Origin of the sequence: Butyrivibrio proteoclasticus (genome assembly GCF_900115735.1) — a bacterium.
Lineage (GTDB): Bacteria > Bacillota > Clostridia > Lachnospirales > Lachnospiraceae > Butyrivibrio > Butyrivibrio proteoclasticus_B.
In genome coordinates this window covers 74,076-93,794 of record NZ_FOXO01000009.1, presented here as the reverse complement: position 1 = coordinate 93,794, position 19,719 = coordinate 74,076, and the positions used below count along the sequence as shown (strand labels likewise).

14 protein-coding genes are annotated in these 19,719 nt (G+C 39.7%); all 14 read right to left on the bottom strand.

What is annotated here, in order from left to right:
• Positions 1-34: 34 nt before the first annotated feature.
• Positions 35-3,325: a DEAD/DEAH box helicase family protein gene (locus BM146_RS07445; RefSeq protein WP_074886674.1), complete on the bottom strand. Its 3,291-nt coding sequence runs from the start codon at positions 3,323-3,325 to the stop codon at positions 35-37.
• A gap of 47 nt (positions 3,326-3,372) precedes the next feature.
• Positions 3,373-4,518, bottom strand: coding sequence for a HipA domain-containing protein (locus BM146_RS07440; RefSeq protein WP_074886671.1), 1,146 nt, complete (start codon positions 4,516-4,518; stop codon positions 3,373-3,375).
• Positions 4,519-4,614: 96 nt separating this feature from the next.
• Positions 4,615-5,046 (bottom strand): hypothetical protein, encoded by a 432-nt coding sequence (locus BM146_RS07435; protein WP_074886668.1) that lies wholly within the window; start codon positions 5,044-5,046, stop codon positions 4,615-4,617.
• Positions 5,047-5,056: 10 nt separating this feature from the next.
• Positions 5,057-6,142, bottom strand: coding sequence for a restriction endonuclease subunit S (locus tag BM146_RS07430; RefSeq protein ID WP_074886665.1), 1,086 nt, complete (start codon positions 6,140-6,142; stop codon positions 5,057-5,059).
• Between the two features lie 23 nt (positions 6,143-6,165).
• Positions 6,166-6,825, bottom strand: a complete 660-nt coding sequence (locus tag BM146_RS07425; RefSeq protein ID WP_074886662.1) for a TIR domain-containing protein — start codon at positions 6,823-6,825, stop codon at positions 6,166-6,168.
• Between the two features lie 22 nt (positions 6,826-6,847).
• Positions 6,848-7,144 carry a hypothetical protein gene (locus BM146_RS07420; protein WP_074886659.1) on the bottom strand — a complete coding sequence of 99 codons (297 nt, stop codon included), beginning with the start codon at positions 7,142-7,144 and terminating at the stop codon, positions 6,848-6,850.
• A 42-nt stretch (positions 7,145-7,186) separates the two neighbouring features.
• Positions 7,187-8,686 carry a class I SAM-dependent DNA methyltransferase gene (locus tag BM146_RS07415; RefSeq protein WP_330391777.1) on the bottom strand — a complete coding sequence of 500 codons (1,500 nt, stop codon included), beginning with the start codon at positions 8,684-8,686 and terminating at the stop codon, positions 7,187-7,189.
• Between the two features lie 12 nt (positions 8,687-8,698).
• On the bottom strand, positions 8,699-9,757 hold the full coding sequence (locus BM146_RS07410) for a Fic family protein (RefSeq protein ID WP_074886651.1): 1,059 nt from the start codon (positions 9,755-9,757) through the stop codon (positions 8,699-8,701).
• Positions 9,758-9,983: 226 nt separating this feature from the next.
• On the bottom strand, positions 9,984-10,415 hold the full coding sequence (locus BM146_RS07405) for a hypothetical protein (RefSeq protein ID WP_074886648.1): 432 nt from the start codon (positions 10,413-10,415) through the stop codon (positions 9,984-9,986).
• A 13-nt stretch (positions 10,416-10,428) separates the two neighbouring features.
• Positions 10,429-13,521 carry a beta-glucosidase gene (locus BM146_RS07400; protein ID WP_074886646.1) on the bottom strand — a complete coding sequence of 1,031 codons (3,093 nt, stop codon included), beginning with the start codon at positions 13,519-13,521 and terminating at the stop codon, positions 10,429-10,431.
• Between the two features lie 11 nt (positions 13,522-13,532).
• Positions 13,533-15,020 (bottom strand): MFS transporter, encoded by a 1,488-nt coding sequence (locus BM146_RS20290; protein WP_074886643.1) that lies wholly within the window; start codon positions 15,018-15,020, stop codon positions 13,533-13,535.
• Between the two features lie 18 nt (positions 15,021-15,038).
• Positions 15,039-17,615, bottom strand: a complete 2,577-nt coding sequence (locus BM146_RS07390; protein ID WP_074886640.1) for an alpha-L-rhamnosidase — start codon at positions 17,613-17,615, stop codon at positions 15,039-15,041.
• Between the two features lie 194 nt (positions 17,616-17,809).
• Positions 17,810-18,748, bottom strand: a complete 939-nt coding sequence (locus BM146_RS07385; protein WP_074886637.1) for an AEC family transporter — start codon at positions 18,746-18,748, stop codon at positions 17,810-17,812.
• A 43-nt stretch (positions 18,749-18,791) separates the two neighbouring features.
• Entirely contained in the window at positions 18,792-19,700 is a 909-nt protein-coding gene (locus BM146_RS07380; RefSeq protein WP_074886634.1) for a bifunctional riboflavin kinase/FAD synthetase, read from the bottom strand.
• Between the last annotated feature and the right edge of the window lie 19 nt (positions 19,701-19,719).

Sequence of the window (19,719 nt, the reverse complement as noted above, 5' to 3'; positions counted from 1 at the left end):
ATACCAAACAATCATTACTTACAGCAAATAACTTTTATGCCGCTATCGCGTTATCATTTATGCTTTCAATAACTTTCCGGATTCCCATCCAGACATTTAGATCTATAAATATCTCAACTACGCTGCCTTGATCTGTGAACGGAGATTCTTGAAGCACAGACAGATCCTTCATCATGCCATTGTGAACAATATACTCGACAATCTGGTTCACAAAATATATCTGCCGGCTGTCAAGATTGTTGCTCTCCAGATATTCTGAAAATGCAGCCTTGGCCGCATTCATATCAAGACCGACAATTTCACGAACGAGCTCACCCAGAGGCTTAGAGCCGTATTCCTGCTCATATTCTTCTTTGGTACCAAGTTCAGACCAAAGAACCTTTTCCAGTGCCTCTATATCGTCATGAGACAACGGAATGTTAGACTTAAGCTTCTTGATTGCCTCATTATCCTGGTGTTCACGAATATAATATTCAGCCTTAGCCTTGTAATTCTTCAAATCATCATTCTCAAGCTCCGACTCATTCCATGAAACATCAAGGATATCATCCTCAAAATTCGTATCATAACGAAGCTTATTATGAGGAATATACTTCATAAGATTACGAAGTTTTTCTCTGATTTCCTCAAACTCGTTGATGCCGCAGTTATCGATATAATCCGTATGAAGAATCTTATCGATAAGTTCTGCCTGCACCTTTATCTCCGGAATATTTGCAACGCTTGCGATACCCCTGACACGTTTAAACAAGTCGCTACGGGCTCTGCCATACTTCTTGCCAACAAGATATGCCAACTCTATGCCATACATGAGCGCATCAAAACGTACCGCACTTGCCTCATCATCATTCGGAAGAATCAGAGGAGCAAGTTCTTCACGTACTATCAATGTATCTTCATATGTCAACGTCTGATAATTTGCCTCATTTGAATACAAGTCAACATACTTCAGATGCTGTCTTACCGCAAAATTTTCACGCGGAAGTTCCTGCACCTTACCGGTCATCATTTCTACCAAGGCATTACGATATGCTATAAGCCTGTCCACCTGATATTCCAGATCCTGTAGCTTATATGTAATCTCGAACTGCAGATTAAAGATTGCTCCCTGAAGCGCAATCATATTAGCAGTAGGTTTTCCCTTGCTCATGCGGAAGAACTCAAAGTTGCCGCAGAAATCAAAAATGTAAAACTTACTCTTGTCTTCCCCGTCGATAAGTCCCGGACAAAGCCTGGTTCCACGCCCGATCATCTGCCAGAACTTGGCATAACTCATTACCTTCTTGAAGAACACAAGGTTCAATACTTCCGGTACATCGATACCGGTATCCATCATATCAACGGATATTGCTATCTGAGGCAACTTAGAGGCTTCCGAAAACTCATCAATAAGAGTCTGGGCATAGTTGATCCTATTGTCGATTACCTGAGCAAATCCATTCAAATGCGGATAATCCTTATTAAAGATTTCAAGAATCTTCTCCGCATGATCATGGTTCTTTGCAAAAATGATAGTCTTACCAAGCTTCTGACCATAATCTATCTTGATGCCCTCTGTCATAACAGTGTGCAGTACCTGACGGATGGTATCTTCATTGAATATCCATGAATTGAGCGCAGATGAACTGATAGCCTCTGGAACATCTCCGTCCTCCATCTCAAATGTGCTCTCATAAATAGCTTTATCTTCATCGGAAAGGTCAGCATAAACAATTCCCTGTTCTATAAACTTAAGCTTAGTTTCTACAGATAAGAAATCAACAAGATATCCGTCGGTTACAGCCTGACCGAGCTCATAACCGTATGTAGGAACTCCGGGCTCCAATTCAAATATTTCATAAGTATTCTTATCAATATCGTCTTTCGGTGTAGCCGTCAGACCTACCAATGGAGCATCAAAGTAGGTAAAGATATCTCTGTATTTGTTATAAATGGACCTGTGCGCCTCGTCACATATTACGAGGTCAAAATGTCCGCTAGTAAACAACTTCTGGTCTTCAACCTTTACCGAATCAATGCAGTTCATCATTGTCTGATAGGTTGAAAAAACGCAATGTGCATTATAGTTATCCTTCTCTTCGCAAAGGTTTGTCACCGAAAGGGAAGAATAGTTGTTTACAAACGCTCTCTTTGCCTGAGTTACAAGAGATGTTCTGTCAGCAAGAAAAAGAATATTCTTAATCCACCCTGCATCAAGAAGTACATGACACAGTTCGATTACGGTTCTTGTCTTACCAGATCCTGTTGCCATGACAAGAAGCGCTTTACGGCGATTCTTGTCATCAAAGCTATCACATACAGCTTTGATTGCTGCTTCCTGGTAATAACGACCGGCAATCTTTTTATCAACGTTTATATGATCAAGAGATGTCCGCATCCTTCTTAGATTGAACATCTTTTCAAGGTCTGCCTTAGAATAAATGCAGGCAACCTTTCTCTCAGGATACTGTCCATCTATAATTCTTGTTTCGAAACCATTGGTCAAGAAAATACAGGGTCTTCTCTTGTATTGTTTTTCCAAAAGATCCGCATAAAGTTTTGCCTGATGCCTTCCCTTTGACACATCTACACAAGTCCTCTTTGCTTCTATCACAGCAAGAGGCTTATGTGAATTGTCATAAAGAACATAATCCGCATAGCCAACTTCAGATTTATTAGGCATTCCCGGAAGTTCAACTTCATTGATCCAGTCAGAGCCTTCATTCCAACCGGCATCCATAAGCATGGCATCAATATAAATCTTTCGTGTTTTGTACTCAGAAAGATCCAGCGGCTTCGGAACATAGTCTAAAGCCTGCTTTTCACGTCGTGATGTCAGTTCTTTCTTTAATGCAGAATTCTCTATAATTAGTTTTTCAATATCAACGTCAGGGAAATCATTTTTGACCTGCTCGGTTTCACCCTTTACCAGCAAAGACTTGTCAAAGGTATGCTCTTCATATTCATCAGCATAGCAATAGCACACAAAATCCAAGAAAATCTGAAGGTTCTCAAGGCAGAGTATTGCCTGGTCCTCCGTAATCTTCTTGCCGGAATGAGCAGCATTATTTCCCATCTTACGGATAAAATTCATGCGCTTCATGAGATCTTCATCTATGATATCTCTGAATTCCTCTGTACTCATAAGACTTATCAGATTGTCCTGATAAGGCATAGAAAGGGAAGCATCAACCGAATACATCCATTTTATTGCAAACTCCATTGCCCTGCGACAGTTAATGATACAGGAGGATGGATCTATATATAATATTTTCTCAGCCGCAATTGCCACATTGGAAAACGTGTCAAATTTCGGTTCTTTTTGAAGATAATCGAAGTTCGTCATAGCCACGAGAAACGCATGACCGTGGAAAAATATCGGGCGGTCATGCGCTATGCCTCCTTCCCATCCAATATCATACGCGCTCTTTCCTGAATCATCCTACTGATCAATTTCAATCTATCAGAAGAATAATTATACGCACCTGATTTTTTCAGATTATATGTCAGCAACTTTCTTAACTTTTCTTTTAATCTGCTGTCCATTACCTTTTTTGCCTCTTCCATATAATCTTCATATACACAAGGAAGTAATGTCTCGGCATATTCCTTAAGTAGTTTCTCATCTGCCCAGTTTTCTTCTCCTGCTAGATTAAACAGGGAATTTCCATGGTCAAACAGTGGTGCCGGAGCTATTATCTTATTTGTTTTACTATCAACAAGCACTCCGAAATTGCCAAAGTGCCTGTCAGTATTGTAGATCACTGCATCTAACACTATCATATCGTTAAGTGCATCTACATATTCAGATCCAAGTTTCTCATAATACTCTCGTACTGCCCTCATCCCACCGGTTTTTACTACCCGACCTATAGGAACAAAAGCTATATCTTTACTCGTAAACAATTCACATGCAGAGCACAATTGCTTCTTCCATTTTGAAACCTTGTAAGGAACAACATTCATACCCAAGGCTGTCCCTATCTCATATGCATATAATTCCGAATACGGCTCATTTCCCGTATTGGATGCTCCCGATGTAGCTCCTTTATAAAGATAAACTTTCCCACTAATTCTTCTCCAACATTTTGGAAGCATTCCGTTTGTTGTAAACTCCGGAGAAGATGCCAATGAAGATCTGGCACTGCTCCCATATCCGGTAAAAGCAATCATGGCAAGCACACGGCTGAAATTATTCTCATAGAGATTATTATCTCCAAATGTTCCTGCAAATCCTTCTTCCACTACCCAGTATGAATCATTTAAGGATAAACCTCTGCAAACTGAGATTACATCCATAGGCCTGTTGGCATTAAGGCCACACTTTGCAAGGAAGGCATTAACATAGGCTCGGTTTTTGGGAATAGTCCTGTTCTTCAGCCAGGAAGCAATGCCTTTGTCGCTCAGTTCCATACCTAAAGGAAGCAGATGCTTTTTCTTTTCATTTATCCATGTAATCTGTAACACAGGATCAGACAAATTCTCAATGATTTTAAATTTAATTAAATCTACGTCAAATAGTTTTAAAATATATTCCATAAAAAAGCTCCTATTTTGCAGTTTTCGTAACATCTCAAACAACTTTTTATATCACCAAGTATCATGTATGCTGTGATAGTCATAAGCAAACCTCATTTACAAATCACTTTCAAGCATCCCTATAGTCAAATCAGTTCTTATCTTGTATTTTCTTTTATAATTATCATGAATGGTAATATCTATCTTATCAGCCGGATTGCACAGCTTTTCCATTCCAGCCTTGTGGTACGACTGTACTACGCTGCGTCCATTAAAGGTAATTCTATCCACTCCGCTTGGTTGTATACGGAGTTCCTGCAATCCATCACGGATATCCACATAAAAGTCATGAGTATCTATGCTAAACACTATTCTAGTTATAATTACAGTCCGCATAGAGTCATTAGTTGCATATATAACAAATCGAGGTGCATACTCTGCCTTAATTAGCAACTTCTTTGTTTTTTCATACAAATTCAACCATATGCCAATGATTCCAACACAGGCAGCTCCGATTGTTCCTATTCCCGTTATTGCATCCCAGTTCATAATCTTTCTCCTATCCAAAATATTCCTGCATTAGGCTATCGAAAAGAGTCTGTGTTTCATTCAACGCCTTCTGTACGGCAACTTTTGATTTGTCGACTTGTTCAATAAATTCAGCAAACTGATCTTGGAGTTCCATTGACGGCACTATAAAAACCTTTTCCTCCAATTTTGACTTAGACAAAATTCCTTTTAATGCCATATTGATATCCTCTACCAAATAATCTTTGGAAATCTGAAGCAAAGTATATAGGAATAAAGTGTTATACTGTTCAGGAACAATGGCATTGATTTGCTGATTAAAAGCAACCCTTCTGTCAGTCACACAAACTCTTCCAATGCTGGCAATACTTCCTGCAATGCAAGCCATTAGTATGGCATTTTCATCCACAATTCTACCTTCTTCCGCACCGGATTCTGATAAGCATTCTGCGGCTTTAGTTGGATTTAACACTCCTGAAACAATATTGTCGGTTTTTATCCATTCCATGTAATCCCCGTAGTATTCAGAAACTTTTCTAGATGGTGTGTTTCCTGTAATTACTTTGCATGTTTTTCCTATTTCTTCAGTATCATATCCAAATGGGTTTATTCTCGGATCGCCAAACATCTCGACAAATCGGGCTTTGATGAGTCCATCTAACATATCAATTTGATTTTTTCTTGAATTTAAAAGCTCCTTCGCCTTTTCAAGTATTTCAACTATATCTTTTTGTTTTTCAATCTCTGGAAGTTCGATTACCGCATCGGTAAGATTCCCAAGTTTTATATACTTTATTACTCCACCAATTGCTTGTTCTCTAAGCCTTTCAACATAGCCTTCCATGAAATAATACAAGTATGGCATGTACAATTTTCCTGAACTATCATCTTCAATGATATATGTACGCTGATATGCATCAAACTTGCCATTATAGTATTTAACATTCAGATCTCCATTACCGGCCACCAACACACATTCACAATCATAAGAATATGTTGATATTTTTAGCGGTTCCCTAGAACATGTAAAAAAGGGGTACTCCCCATCTTCCGAGGAAGCATTCGCATCTAGCTTTCCAGTTTTAATTTTAGTTATTTCTCCTATCTTAACTTTCATCTATCATCCCTACAAATCTCAATTTATAATTTACTAATATCTAATGAATATCCGTTTCTCTGCATTTCCTTAGCAAGGGAGACCTTTGTTTCTTCTACATTGTCTTTAAACGGAATATATATAAGACCATCTATATCAGAAGGTTTTTCCATATCTTCCGCCTGTGACAATAGTATAGCCACCTTAGCTCTTCCAACTTTAGCTAGAAGCATACCAAGTTCCAATACAACATTTTGCCGTACCCGATACTTTTTCTTATCTTCATTATTTTTTGAATACCCAATATCATCCGGTGTAGCAAGCACAATACCCAAATTTACTTTATCTGTATATTCCTCAAGTTTCTCTATTATTGTATTTCCAGATGAAACTAATTGATCAATAATCAATGGCTCCATGTCCCATCTTCTTAACATCGCTTCAAGTTGAGTACGCGCAATCATGTCATGACCGTAAACGACAAACACTTTTCTATTGTTTGTCACTGTAGCTGGCGATTTTAACAGTGATTCCACTCTATCCTTATTCTTTCCTTGACAATTTACCTTTCCAGTATCGTATATGTTAATCAGACAACCTTCATAAGTTTTCAGCACAACTCCTAAATCATTATTCATCCGTTTTTCTTCTTCGATTTTAATATTATTTTGGTTAAGAAGTGACGCCACATAGTCTCTAGTCATGCTTTTTCTCCTTTCTAATCTCTCAATTAGTGTCATTTTTTGCTACTTGTATTACTATCTCCCGCAAACACGCATCTATTGCCATTTGCTGATACTCCGCCGATACCTTTTGAGCAGCTTCACAATAATCCCTTATAGCCTTTCTCATCTCTAAGATGTTCTTTTGTTGTTCCGCTTGATGTTGTTGTAAATTACTTAAGACATTCCATTTATTCTTTTTCAATTTGCTATATACTTTTCTACGGCGTTGGCAAATCTTCTGGCATAGTTCCACCAATTTCCCGACTTCAGGAAATTGGTCTAAAATAGCCCGTAACAACTTGTCACACCTTCAAACGGTTACATATTTCAACTAATTGCGTCACTGCGCCAGCAGTTTTTCCAGCTCATCCATTTCCCGACTGATCTGCTTCTCAATTTCTCTAATATTTGACATAATCTCCGATGTCGGAGGATACTCTACCGCTACATATTCAACTTCTTTGTACTTGTTGATAGAAAGATCATAGTCGTTATCAGCAATTTCCTTCTTGGAAACCATAAAGGACTTGTCCGTACGTTTTCTGTCTTTTTCAGCTTCAAGATTCTTGAAGCGGCTGATGATATCAGGGATATCGTTATCCTTGATTTCAGTACGCTTATCATCAAGACTGAAGCCGTCAGCAGTCATATCATAGAACCATACATCGTCTGTTCCGCCATGTCCTGTCTTAGTAAAGATAAGTATTCCTGTAGAAACACCGGCATATGGCTTAAACACACCGGAAGGCATGGAGATTACTGCTTCAAGTCGCTGATTTTCTACGATTTCCTTTCTGATTGCCTTATGTGCATTGGAAGAGCCAAAGAGCACTCCATCAGGAACGATACAAGCGCATCTTCCGCCAATCTTAAGCATTCTTACAAACAATGCCAGGAATAATAACTCAGTCTTCTTTGTCTTACATACCTTCTGAAGGTCGGTTGATACGGTATCTGCATCAAGATTACCCTTAAACGGAGGATTCGCCAAAATAAGGGAATACATATCCTTATCAGGGTTCTGATCGGATAAGCTGTCACGGTACTCAATAAACGGGTTCTCTACTCCGTGAGTCATCATATTCATGGCGCCGATACGGAGCATTGTTCTGTCCATGTCATATCCGTGGAACATGTCATTCATGAAATGATTTCTATTCTGCTTATCAAGAAGAACTTCCTTCTTATATTTTTCTCTTAGGTAGTCTCCGCTGGTAACAAGGAATCCAGAAGTTCCGCAGGCAGGATCACAAATATAGTCTGCTGGTTTCGGGTCCATCATCTCTACCATCATGCGGATGATATGCCTCGGCGTTCTGAACTGACCGTTAACACCGGACTGAGCAATCTTGGAAAGAAGGTACTCATATACATCTCCTCGGATGTCCGTCTGATGAAGTTCCTCCATCATGGAATATATTTCATCCATAGCATCAACAATCTTGGAGAGCATCAAAGGCGTATTTACCTTGAAGATTGCATCATCCATGTATTTGCTGTATGCGGAGTTCTTGTCACCATGAAGATTCTTTATAAAAGGGAATACCCATTCCTGAACAACGGAATACATTCTCTGCGCCGGGAAGTCGTGGAATGTAGACCACTTAAGCTGATTACCATCAACCGTGCGGTCTCCAATCTCTACTTCACCCGCAAAAATGCTTTTGTAAGAAAGTCCCAGCATAGCTGCTTCTTTTGCGCGAAGGTTGTCTGTATCATCCAGATCTTTTATGAACATGAGATATGTCATCTGCTCAATGACATCAAGAGGGTTCGTAATTCCCCCATTCCAAAATATCTCCCAAAGGCTGTCTATTTTATTCTTAAGTTCTCCGGTCATTATCGTTCTCCTTTATCCTTTATCTCTGTTCCAAACGTATTTTGTATATCTACCGCCACCAATCTTTATTATGCTTTCCGATGACAGAAGTTCTGACAGTGCCCTCTCAACAGTTATACGGCTTATGTCAGGGCATTTCTCCATAATCTGCGACTTCGTGATCTCGCCGTAAGTATTTTTTATCAATTCAACCACGCGCTCCGGTTTTGAAAGGCTGCTGGTAACCAAAGTCTCTACTCTGTCAGAGAAATCTCTGTATGCGGCAACTATAACACCAAGCATATACTGTACAAACGGAACATAATTATTCTCTTCCTCATGCCAGTTAAGAGAGCTCTCCTGCAGACACTCATAATATGATGTCTTAGTCTTTTCTATCAGATGCTCGATACTGATGTACTTTCCTACGATGTATCCAGCCCTGTACAGCATCAGCAATGTAAGCAGTCTGCTCATTCTTCCGTTGCCGTCATTAAACGGATGGATGCATAAAAAATCCAGTATAAACATTGGTATCAGAAGAAGCGGATCTATTGTCCCGATTCCGAGAGCTTTGTCAAATTCATTACAAAGATTCTCGATTGCCTCGGGCGTTTCCCATGCAGGAACCGGTCTGAATCTTATAAATTTGTTGCCCTGTTCATCCTCTTTCTCAATGATGTTATCCGCTGCTTTATACTTTCCACCGATATCATAACCTTCAAACTTATATAAATCTCTGTGAAGCTGAAGGATCATATTCGGTCTTATCGAGATGTAATCATGACTCTCATGGATTGTATTAAGCACATCCCTGTATCCTGCAATCTCTCGCTCATTTCTCGTCTTAGGTGTAGTCTTATCCTTAACTAGCGCTTTTAGTCTTACATCAGAAATATAGATACCTTCAATCTTGTTGGATGCCTCTGTACTCTGGATCTTGGCAATCTCTACAAACTGTGCCAGTGCATCCGCCTTCGCTTCTATCAAAAATGACTGCTCACCTTTATACTCATGAATCTGCGTAAGCAGTGCCACTATTTCCGGTATCAGTAGTTTTTTCCATTTTTTACTGTAATCAAAATTTCTCATTGCAAAATTCTCATGCGAGCATAAAATGATGCAATTAAATAATACTCCCCATAGTACTCATTGTCAGCTTCAACTGCATCATTTTTTGTGAATGATGTAGTTGAAGTGATTGATGATATTATAAAAAGCAGGTAATCGATAGCTTTTCACCATCGACTACCTGCCTCTTATTATTTAACTCTGCGATTTTTTGATGTAGCATGCGCATGAAAGAGGGAACTTACCGCTACTTATTCTCAGCTACTTTTTTCACATCAAAGAATGCACTGATAATTCCTACTATAGCTGCTACGATGATCGCTGCTATTGCTACAACTGCACTAGACATATCTGACATGTTCTGAGCATTGTTGGTAAATGTCATAATAGCAGCCATTCCGTTTATTCTTGAGTTGAGAAGTGTAATTCCTCCAACAAAAAGACAAGCCGGTGCGATCACAGGTAATATATCTGTCCATGAAGGTGATACATCTCCAAGTGTCATCCAAAGGACCAAGGCCACTATTGCAATTGCAAGTGAAGCAATAATTGTAGTGTTTTTTCCAAGGTTTGAAAAATACGCTGTGTTTGTATTGATTATGTAAGCTACAAATCCAACAACCGCAAGGATAAACGTTATGCAGCTTGTTATCATTCCTTTTCCTAATTTCTTATTCATACTCTGCCTCCTATCAGTCCTCTTTTTTGCGGGCTGTATTTGCATACAAACCGATTCCACATACTACTACAAGTCCAAATATTATTGAAAGTACTGTAAGAAGGTTGTCATACCATGTTCTTACGCTTTCAAGTCTGGAATTAGAAACAAGTCCATCCATTGCATTTGAATTAGCAATAGCATAGTTCTGCATCTTCATGCAATCCTTCAGTGCCTGCATAAGAGTTGCATCCTTGGAAACATTATCAAGTGTCCAGTAAGAATATGTAGAAGATACTGCATCCATTGTGTTGTCACCGGTATTACATGACATTGTTACACCATTCTGAACAGCTTCTTTTAATACTACATAAGTAGGATCCATAATAAAGTCTTCTGACATAAGTCCATAGAATCCCCATTCCTTATGGAGAATATTCTGTAAAAGACCTGCATGAGCATTAGCAGGTGTTATACCTACACGGTTGAAGGCTGTCATTACACCGAGAACTTTTCCTGTCTCGATAGGAGCCTGAGTTGCTCTAAGTTCCTGCTCACGAGCCTTCTGCTCTGTCATAAATACTGAAACACCGGTTCTGTTTACTTCTGTATCATTGAATGCAAGGTGCTTTGTAGCTACGATCACACCATATTTCTGAGCTGCAGTTGCTTCAGCAAGTCCAGTGAAGGATGAAAGTACAGGATCCTCAGAATAATACTCATGGTTACGAGCATTGTAAGGAACTCTGTGGATGTTGTTTGATATTCCCCACCAAATTGTAAGGTTTGACCAAAGTGAGTAGTTACCCATTACTGCGCCATACTCAGAAGCAAGGTTCTTGTTAAATGTCTGGGCAATAACTGTTGCATTTGCCATAACACCTGCCTTGTAGCCTGCATTCTTATCATTTGCATCAATAGCACAAGGATCATCTGAAGATGTATCTGTGTTAGCATACTGGCTAAGTGGATATGAGTAAATTCCGTTTGCACCATCATTCTGAATTACTTCAGGAGAAGAAATAGAATCAATAGTCTTTGTACTTGTTCCACCAAAACCTGTTCTGATCATTGCTTCTGAAAGAGTGATCTGATCAATTAAAAGATCCCATCTCTCGTCGTTTATATCTGTAACTCCCTTAAGATCAGCAAGCTTAAGACCATTGTCAGCACCAAATACTACTGATGATGGATCGCCGTTTGCTGTGATCTCATAAGTATCATTGTCAAGGACTTCCAGCATCTCATCTGTTGCTGTAAGACCTTCGTAAGTCTTTGGCCAGGTACCTGCCCAGTCATTTCTTGTAAGGTAGGTTACTGTGTCAGGAAGCCAGTTGTTAAGATCCATATCAGAAAGCTGATTTTCTACAGCTGTTCCATTTTTTGTTGTTGCAAAAGTTGATCCGTCAAAGTCTGACAAAGTCCAAACCTTTACGTTTTCTCCATTGCCATCTTCTGTCATTCCATCAGCAACTGTTTTTCCCTGGGCTGCAAGCACATTGTTAAGTGCTTCGTGAGCACCATTGCCAACAGTGAAGTAATAATCACCTTCATCAAGGATATAGCATCCTGTTGTTCCCGTTGCGTTTGAAGCTGTGCTGTCCCAGCTGGTCATGTAGTCCATATCTGCTTCGATAGTTACTGTCTCAGATGCGCCGGGCTCCAAACTTTCCGTCTTTCCAAAATCAAGGAGCTGAATAGCTGATTTTTCAATTCCGTGCTCAATATCATACTGAGTATAAGGAAGTGATACATAAAGCTGTACTGCATCTTTTCCGGCTGTGTCACCTGTATTTGTTACAGTAACCTGAGCAGTTACTTTTCTGGCAGCAGTATCAACATCAATGCTGTCGATTGTCTGCTCAAAGGTTGTATATGAAAGTCCGTAACCAAATGTGTATGTTACTTCATCGGAATAGTTCCAGGCATTTCCAGTGCTGCTGCCAATTGCATCAGCTGCATTACCCTGGCCTAAAACCACATCAGCGTAACGGGTCTCATAATATTTATATCCTGTATAGATACCCTCTGCCTCAACAAGCGCATCGTTGATATAAAGAGTATCATCCGCATTTGTCCATCTAAGATCACCATAGTTCTGTGCAGCAGGTGAGTTTGCAGCTACTACCGCATATGTATCTGTAAGATGTCCTGAAGGATTAACTTCTCCGCTTAAGATATCTGCAATTCCATAGAATCCATAGCCGCCCGGAAGTCCAATCTGAAGGATTGCATCTACACCCTCATTATCCTGAAGCTCCTGCACCTCCATTGCACTTGAGTTATTTAAAAGAACTATTACCTTACCGCCATTTGCATTCTTTGCATCAATAGCAGCCTGGATCAAATCTCTCTCATCATCTGAAAGTCCCAGAGGATCGCTCTGACCAAGATTCTGAGTTGAATCAACACCATCCTGTCCCGGTGTGTAGTTTTTATTCTCACTTCCGCTTCTTGCTATTGTAATGATCATTACATTGTTCTTGGCAAGTGAATCTTTCCATGAAGCGCTGGCTCCGGTCAAAGCATCCTGTGATGGCTCTTTACTTGTGAACTGAGCACCTATGGAAGGAGCAGTGATGTTGTAGTATGTTGAAGTTCCGCCCCAGTTCTCAACTTCAGTTTTGAATGTCTCTTTAAGCTTTTCATATGCATCCTGCAGCTCTGTGTTTATTACAAATCCTTTTGCCTTAAGTGCTCCGACAAAATCCACTGTATCTGCATCTGTACCAACATTTGGTGTGAGGGATGAGCCCATATCGCCGCCTTGTACAGGATAATAGCTTGAAAATCCTAAAAGACTTACTTTCTGAGTTTCATCTGATGAAAGTGGAAGAGCTCCATTGTTTTTCAAAAGGACACTTCCTTCTTCACTCATCCTCTCCCCAACATCTGCAATAGCCTGAACAAGTTCAGTTGTATTGGAATAATCTGATGTATATGTGTACATATTTGATGTATCCACATCTCCATCTGTTACGATTTTGGTACTTGATGTACCAAGAAACTTATCTATATCAGTTCTGTGATCATTTACCACTGTTGTTGCTGATACAGACAAAGCAAGTAATGCTGCTCCACTAGCGGTCAAGCCTCTGTAGAGCGATATTTTTTTACCTTTACTCATATTAACCTCCCTTATTTGTTTAACGCTGCGCCTTCTTTTTCCTGACGTTCGCGTATTAACCTGTGATCTTCTTCTATATGACTTTCTACCTTCAAAAAGCTCATGAGAACAACTATTATTGCGTAGCAGATAAGCTCGATACCAAGGTAACAAAGAACAAGCATGTTCTGAACAGAAGCATTCTGGACTGATAAAGTTGCATCATATCCTGCTGCAGTCAAAAATACATTGATAATACCGTTACCAAGTCCTGTCATTCCTACCATGATCGCCCCATAAACAGCCATGGTAAATCCGTCAGATCTGAATCCGTTTTTGGCTTCAAGATGATCAAGTACATCTGCCAAAAGAGCCAGTGTCACGTACATAGCCGGTATTGAACCAACACCTTTTAAAATGACACCGATAGTTACGATGATGAAATTATGAACATTTATAAAGCTTACAAGACCTCCGATAACTGATATCAAAAGGCCAAGTGTTACAGCTTTTTGCTTGCCAAGCTTATTGGCAATTGGCCATGCAAGAAGCATTCCAACTCCTGTAGGAATTCCGCCTATAGCTCCAAGAAGTCCCATGGCTGTTCCACCATCTATTCCTTCAAAAACCCATGTGCAGTAATAATTCATTGATCCGTTTTTAACAAGTCCTCCAAACTGGAAAAGGAGGAAATAAAGAATTATTATCCACCAGTATTTTTCTTTAACGCATACTTCAATCTGTTTAGAAAGAGGAATCTTTTTATTTTCTTCCTCTAGTCCATAAGTCTCTTCGGTAATTCTTTCTCTTGTAAAGAAATACTCAATAATGATGCCTATCAAAGTAGAAACACAAAGAACAAGCATAACTACTTTCCAGTTGTTATAACTTGCCACAGCATCAATTCCGCCGTCAGCCTTTGGAACAAACAAAAAGTTCTGTAAAAGTATCGGAACCAGTATGCTGGCACCTACACCAACCGCTGCCACACCTGCCGCATTTGAAAATGTTGCAAGCTGCCCTCTGTCATCGCTGTTTCTTGTTGAAAGAGAAACCAGCGCGCTGTGAGCTGTGTAATAAAATGGATAAGCCATTGCGTAGTAGAGATTGTAAGAAACCGCTATCCAAATCATCTGAACTACAGGAGAGCTATCCTTGGGAACCATGAAAAGAGTTATTATGGCAACCACTATAAGTGGCATTGACAAAATAAGAAGTGGTCTTGCCTTTCCCTGATTGGTTCTGGTATTATCCATAACTCTTCCAACAAAAAGGTTTCCTATGATTACAAAAATCACTGACAAAATTGGAAGAAGTCCTGAAAAAGTTCCAAACCTGGCTGTGTCTGTCCACCCTATAACATCGGAATAATACCTGTTTAGATATGAACCGAAAATCGCATTTGATATCAAGGCACAAAATGGTCCGATCAGATATCCAAGTGCTTTTTCATTAAGTTTTACTTCCGGACTTTTTATTTTCGTTTTTAATACCGGTGATTCGACAATTTCTTTTAACATTTTATCCTCCGCATTTGCTTATAGCTTTGCAGCTGCACTATAATGCCCACTGCCGTACTCTAAAGTCTTTCCGTCTGGAAGTTCCAAAATACACTGACATCCAACAGGAACTTCAATATCAATGGAAAATACTGAATCCTCTATACGCCATTCGGAGCTTGCCACTCCATAAGAAGTATCTATTTTTGCCTTGGCGTAAGTAAGATTTCCTCCAAGAACAGGCTTAATCCTGAATTTTTTATAGCCGGCGTCCAAAGGTTCAATTCCTGCAACTCTCTTGTATAGGAAATCACCAACAGCTCCTGAAGCATAGTGATTGTAAGATATCATATTTCCAGTGCCATCATCTCCTATAGGGCACTGTCCATTTTCATCAAGTCCGTCCCATCTCTCCCAGATTGTTGTAGCTCCTGTCCTTACCTCGTATAACCAGCTTGGACATTTTGTATTAAGGAGCATCTTATAGGCCACATCTGCTCTTCCGTTATCCGCCAGGGCAAAAAGAATATATGGAGTTCCCGGAAATCCTGTCCCTATGCAGTAATTATTCTTTTCGATAAGCTTAACCAGGTTATCAACTGCTTTTTTCCGGTTTTCTTTCTTAAACATTCCAAACTGTATAGGAAGTACATATGCAGTCTGAAATTCTTCCTTAAGCCTGCCGTTGCCATCAGTGAAAATACACTCATAGGCATCTGCCACATTTTCAGATAATTTTCTATACTCTTTTGCATCTTCATTATGCCCAAGAATTTCAGCTACATTAGCCAGAATGCTGCTGGTGTTATAAAGACTTGCTGTGGCTGTCCATTTGCTTCTTTTCTGCCACTGTGGCATCTTTGGTGCATCAGGTGCAACCCAGTCTCCAAAATGGAAAATAGAAGGCGTATGCCAGATAAATCTGTTCTTTCCAAGACTAAATGCTGCTGCCCATCTTCTGCATGCACCAACGTACTTTTTCATCATGTCATAGTTGTCTTTAAGCACACTTATATCGCCATCTGACATATACAAAGCCCATGGAACAAGTACACATGCATCTCCCCACCAATCAATTGCCATAGTTGGCATGGTAACAGGGAACCCAAAACCGTTTGCAGGTACTGTGTTTGGCAGACCTCCTGTAGGAAGCTGCTCACTTCTTACATCTCCAAGCCATTTCTTCAAAAATCTTCCTGTATCGAAATTAAAGCAAGCTGTTGTACTAAAGACAGCTATGTCTCCTGTCCAGCCCATTCTCTCATCTCTCTGCGGACAGTCTGTTGGAATGTCTACAAAGTTTGATTTTGTTGACCATCGTATATTTGACTGAAGTTTATTTATCATCTCATCTGAGCATTCAAAACTTCCTCTGTCAGCCATATCTGAGTATAGAGCTATTGCCTTGATCTCAAAGTCTTCTCTTTTTACTCCTTTAACTGCTACATACCTGAATCCCATGTATGTAAATGACGGGCTAAATATCTGCTCTCCATCACTACAAATATATGTAACTGTTGCTTTTGCGCTTCTTAAAAAGCTGGTATTAAGTGTCCCGTCAGGATTAAGGATTTCTGCGTGTCTTATCTCAATGACCTGGCCCTTCTTTGCATTCTTTACTGTGAATCGCACAATTCCTGCAAAGTTCTGACCAAAGTCATATATTATCTCTTCACCTTTTTTATCTTCAGATAAGGGTAAAAATACTTCATGCTCTGTAACAGGTGCTCCACACTCTGCTATTATTTGTGGATTGTATTTTAGCTTTTCTTCTTCGGCATTTTTCCAAGCACTTTCCTCAAGCTTTACCGTACTATCGAAGGTTTCTCCATCATAGAGATCAGCCATTTTAACCTTACCCTGCCTTGTTACAAGCCATGAGGAATCCGTTCCAAACAGATCTGCCTCTCCGTTGTCATAGACAAAATAAAACATTGCTGAAAGAGCTTGTCTGTCTGCTGCAAATCTGTTGTTTCTGCTGTAAATAAAAGAGCCAACTGCCCAGCCACCCGATACAGTGAAATCAACATTTATTTCTTTTCCCTGGTTAAAATACTCAGTTACATCATAGGTTTGATACTGTAGCCTCTTTTTATAGGATGTAAATCCGGGAGCAAAATATCTGTCGCCAACTTTTTCTCCATCGAAATACATCTCATATATTCCCATGGCTGTAGCATACACATACGCCTTTACAACATTTCCTGCTGCCCTTATCTTTTTCCTGAAAGTCATAGGCTCAGGAGATACTTTCTTTTCCGTAAAAGAATAGCTTCCATCAGTAATAAATGTTCCCGGCCACTTGTCTGACATAAGCCCTGTCGTAAATCTTATTGAGGAAAATGCTTCTTCCCCGGTGTCTGACTTTACTGCCACATCAACAGTATATTCAGAAGAAGGTTTTAGTTTTTCTCCTTCATATAATATTTCTATCTGCTCTGTGGTATCTGTTTCCCACATTGTTTTGCCGGCCTGATCTCTCACTACAATATGACAGTTTGTAATATGCACATTCTGTCCGTCTGATGCCACTTTGTAAGAAATATGAGGATTGCTCTTATCAGTAACAATATTGTTCTCAAGACCTTCAACTGTAAGTCGCGCTATCTCAAACATACTTAGCCTCTTTTCTCAACCTAATCTTGTTAACTTATATTCTCACAAAAAAAAGAAGCAAAACAATTTTGTCATGTTTTGCTCCTTTTATTACATATTTGGTCTTTACGTTGGTGTTTATGCACAATAAACCACGGATAATAATTGTATATTTTCACCAATCCGATAGTATTTAGTTTTTTGAAATTTGTTTTTTACATCAATCCAAAGCTCTTTAGTATAAGTATCCAGAAGAATATTGTCACAATTGACAAAAGAGTTGAAACAAGCACATATTCTCCGGCAAGATCCGCATCTCCGCCCATGCTCTGAGCCATTGGATAAGAGGCTGCAGCAACAGGAGTTGCAAACATACAAAATACAACAAACAGCTCTGCTCCACTTATTCCGGCCAGGGACATAGCAGTCACCATGATACTTGGAATGATAACAAGCTTAAGAGATATTCCTGTGCAAAGCGGAAGCACATCTCTTTTCATGTTTGCTGCATGAAGGCTTCCTCCGAGAACAAATAGCGACAGAGGTGTTGCCATGCTGTTTAGCTCAGCTATAGGCTTTACAAGGCTTGATGGCATGGTCACAGGAAGCATATTAAACACAACACCTGCAATAGCGCCTATAATAAGCGGATTTTTAAGTATATTCTTCAAAAGTACCGGGAAAGAGACCTTGCCTCCTCTGAAATACTCAAGAATAGCCACCGAAGCTATATTGTACAAAGGAACAATAAATGCGACCATGATGCTGGCCATTACAGCTCCCTCTTTTCCGAACACGCTTTCAGTAAGAGGAATGGCAAAAAGAACCGAATTACTCCGGAAGATTGCCTGCATCACAACTCCGCGCCTTGGGTTTTCTTTTACAAAAATAGGAACAATAAAGAAGCAGGCAAATATAACTATCAGCGTAGCCACAAATGCAAAAGCTACATACCCCGCATTGCTCAGCCTGCTAAAGTCCACATCATACAGATTGTTAAACATGATGAATGGGAAAAAAACTTTAAATACAACCCCATTTAATTCCTTTAAAAAACTCTCTTTTACAGCGCCACTTTTTTTGGCGATCATCCCCAGAAAAATGTACACCATAAAAGGTATTACAGCCCCCGTTGCAATTTGCAGATTCTCCATACTCTTCTCCTCTTAGACTATCCCAATTCCCCGTTTTTTTATCTTAATTCGCAGCCCTTTTCAGATCACTTTCAATCTGATGCTTAAGGTCCTCAATACTGTCAAACTTCATTTCAGGTCGTAAAAACTCTTTTAATCTTACTGTAAGACCTTTACCATATACATCCTCATCAAAGTCATAAATATAAGTCTCGACCCCAACTGCTTCTTTTTCAGAAATTGTTGGTTTCCTGCCAATATTGGTCATTCCTGCATATTCCTTATCATCTATGACCACAATGCTTGAATATACTCCAAATGGAGGAAGAAGCTTATTATTTGGAGGAAGGATATTGACTGTAGGAACTCCTATTGTATGACCAATATGTCTTCCATGCTCCACAATTCCGCTTATGCTGTACTCTGTGCCAAGAAGCCTTTTTACTTCAGCCATATTGCCGTCTGCGACTTCGTTTCTGACTCTTGTAGAGCTGACTTCTGTTCCATCAAGCATAACCTTCTCAATAAGATTAAGCTCAAAGCCAAGTTCCTTGCTTAAGTTTCTGAGCAGATGCTGATCTCCTCTTCCTTTATCGCCAAAAGATACATCGCTCCCCGCAGCGATATACACAGCTTTCAGATCATCGCAGAGAATATCTCTTACAAAATCCTCAGGATCCGTGGCTGCTGTAGCCTCTGTAAGAGGAAATTCAACCAGGATATCAACACCCAGTTTTTCAAAGGCACGTCTCTTTTCATTTCTGGTAAAAAGCTGTCTGACCGTGTGTCCAACAAAGAACTCCTCAGGTGAAGGTTCAAATGTAAACACACAGGCCTTAAGACCATCCTGCTTCTGCTCAAGAATCTTCCCCAAAAGCTTTTTGTGTCCTAAATGGATACCGTCAAACTTTCCCATTGCTATGGCAGTTTTGCTATTTATATTCAGTTCATCAAGTCTGGTTATTATTTCCAATCAAATCACCACCAATTAA

Excerpts from the sequence above, each read along its gene's own strand:
- BM146_RS07425 (WP_074886662.1), bottom strand. The coding sequence starts at position 6,825 with ATGACTAGAGACTATGTGGCGTCACTTCTTAACCAAAATAATATTAAA.
- BM146_RS07405 (WP_074886648.1), bottom strand. The coding sequence starts at position 10,415 with ATGAATAAGAAATTAGGAAAAGGAATGATAACAAGCTGCATAACGTTT.
- BM146_RS07415 (WP_330391777.1), bottom strand. The coding sequence starts at position 8,686 with ATGACCGGAGAACTTAAGAATAAAATAGACAGCCTTTGGGAGATATTT.
- BM146_RS07390 (WP_074886640.1), bottom strand. The coding sequence starts at position 17,615 with ATGTTTGAGATAGCGCGACTTACAGTTGAAGGTCTTGAGAACAATATT.
- BM146_RS07430 (WP_074886665.1), bottom strand. The coding sequence starts at position 6,142 with ATGAAAGTTAAGATAGGAGAAATAACTAAAATTAAAACTGGAAAGCTA.
- BM146_RS07440 (WP_074886671.1), bottom strand. The coding sequence starts at position 4,518 with ATGGAATATATTTTAAAACTATTTGACGTAGATTTAATTAAATTTAAA.
- BM146_RS07400 (WP_074886646.1), bottom strand. The coding sequence starts at position 13,521 with ATGAGTAAAGGTAAAAAAATATCGCTCTACAGAGGCTTGACCGCTAGT.
- BM146_RS07445 (WP_074886674.1), bottom strand. The coding sequence starts at position 3,325 with ATGACGAACTTCGATTATCTTCAAAAAGAACCGAAATTTGACACGTTT.
- BM146_RS20290 (WP_074886643.1), bottom strand. The coding sequence starts at position 15,020 with ATGTTAAAAGAAATTGTCGAATCACCGGTATTAAAAACGAAAATAAAA.
- BM146_RS07385 (WP_074886637.1), bottom strand. The coding sequence starts at position 18,748 with ATGGAGAATCTGCAAATTGCAACGGGGGCTGTAATACCTTTTATGGTG.
- BM146_RS07435 (WP_074886668.1), bottom strand. The coding sequence starts at position 5,046 with ATGAACTGGGATGCAATAACGGGAATAGGAACAATCGGAGCTGCCTGT.
- BM146_RS07410 (WP_074886651.1), bottom strand. The coding sequence starts at position 9,757 with ATGAGAAATTTTGATTACAGTAAAAAATGGAAAAAACTACTGATACCG.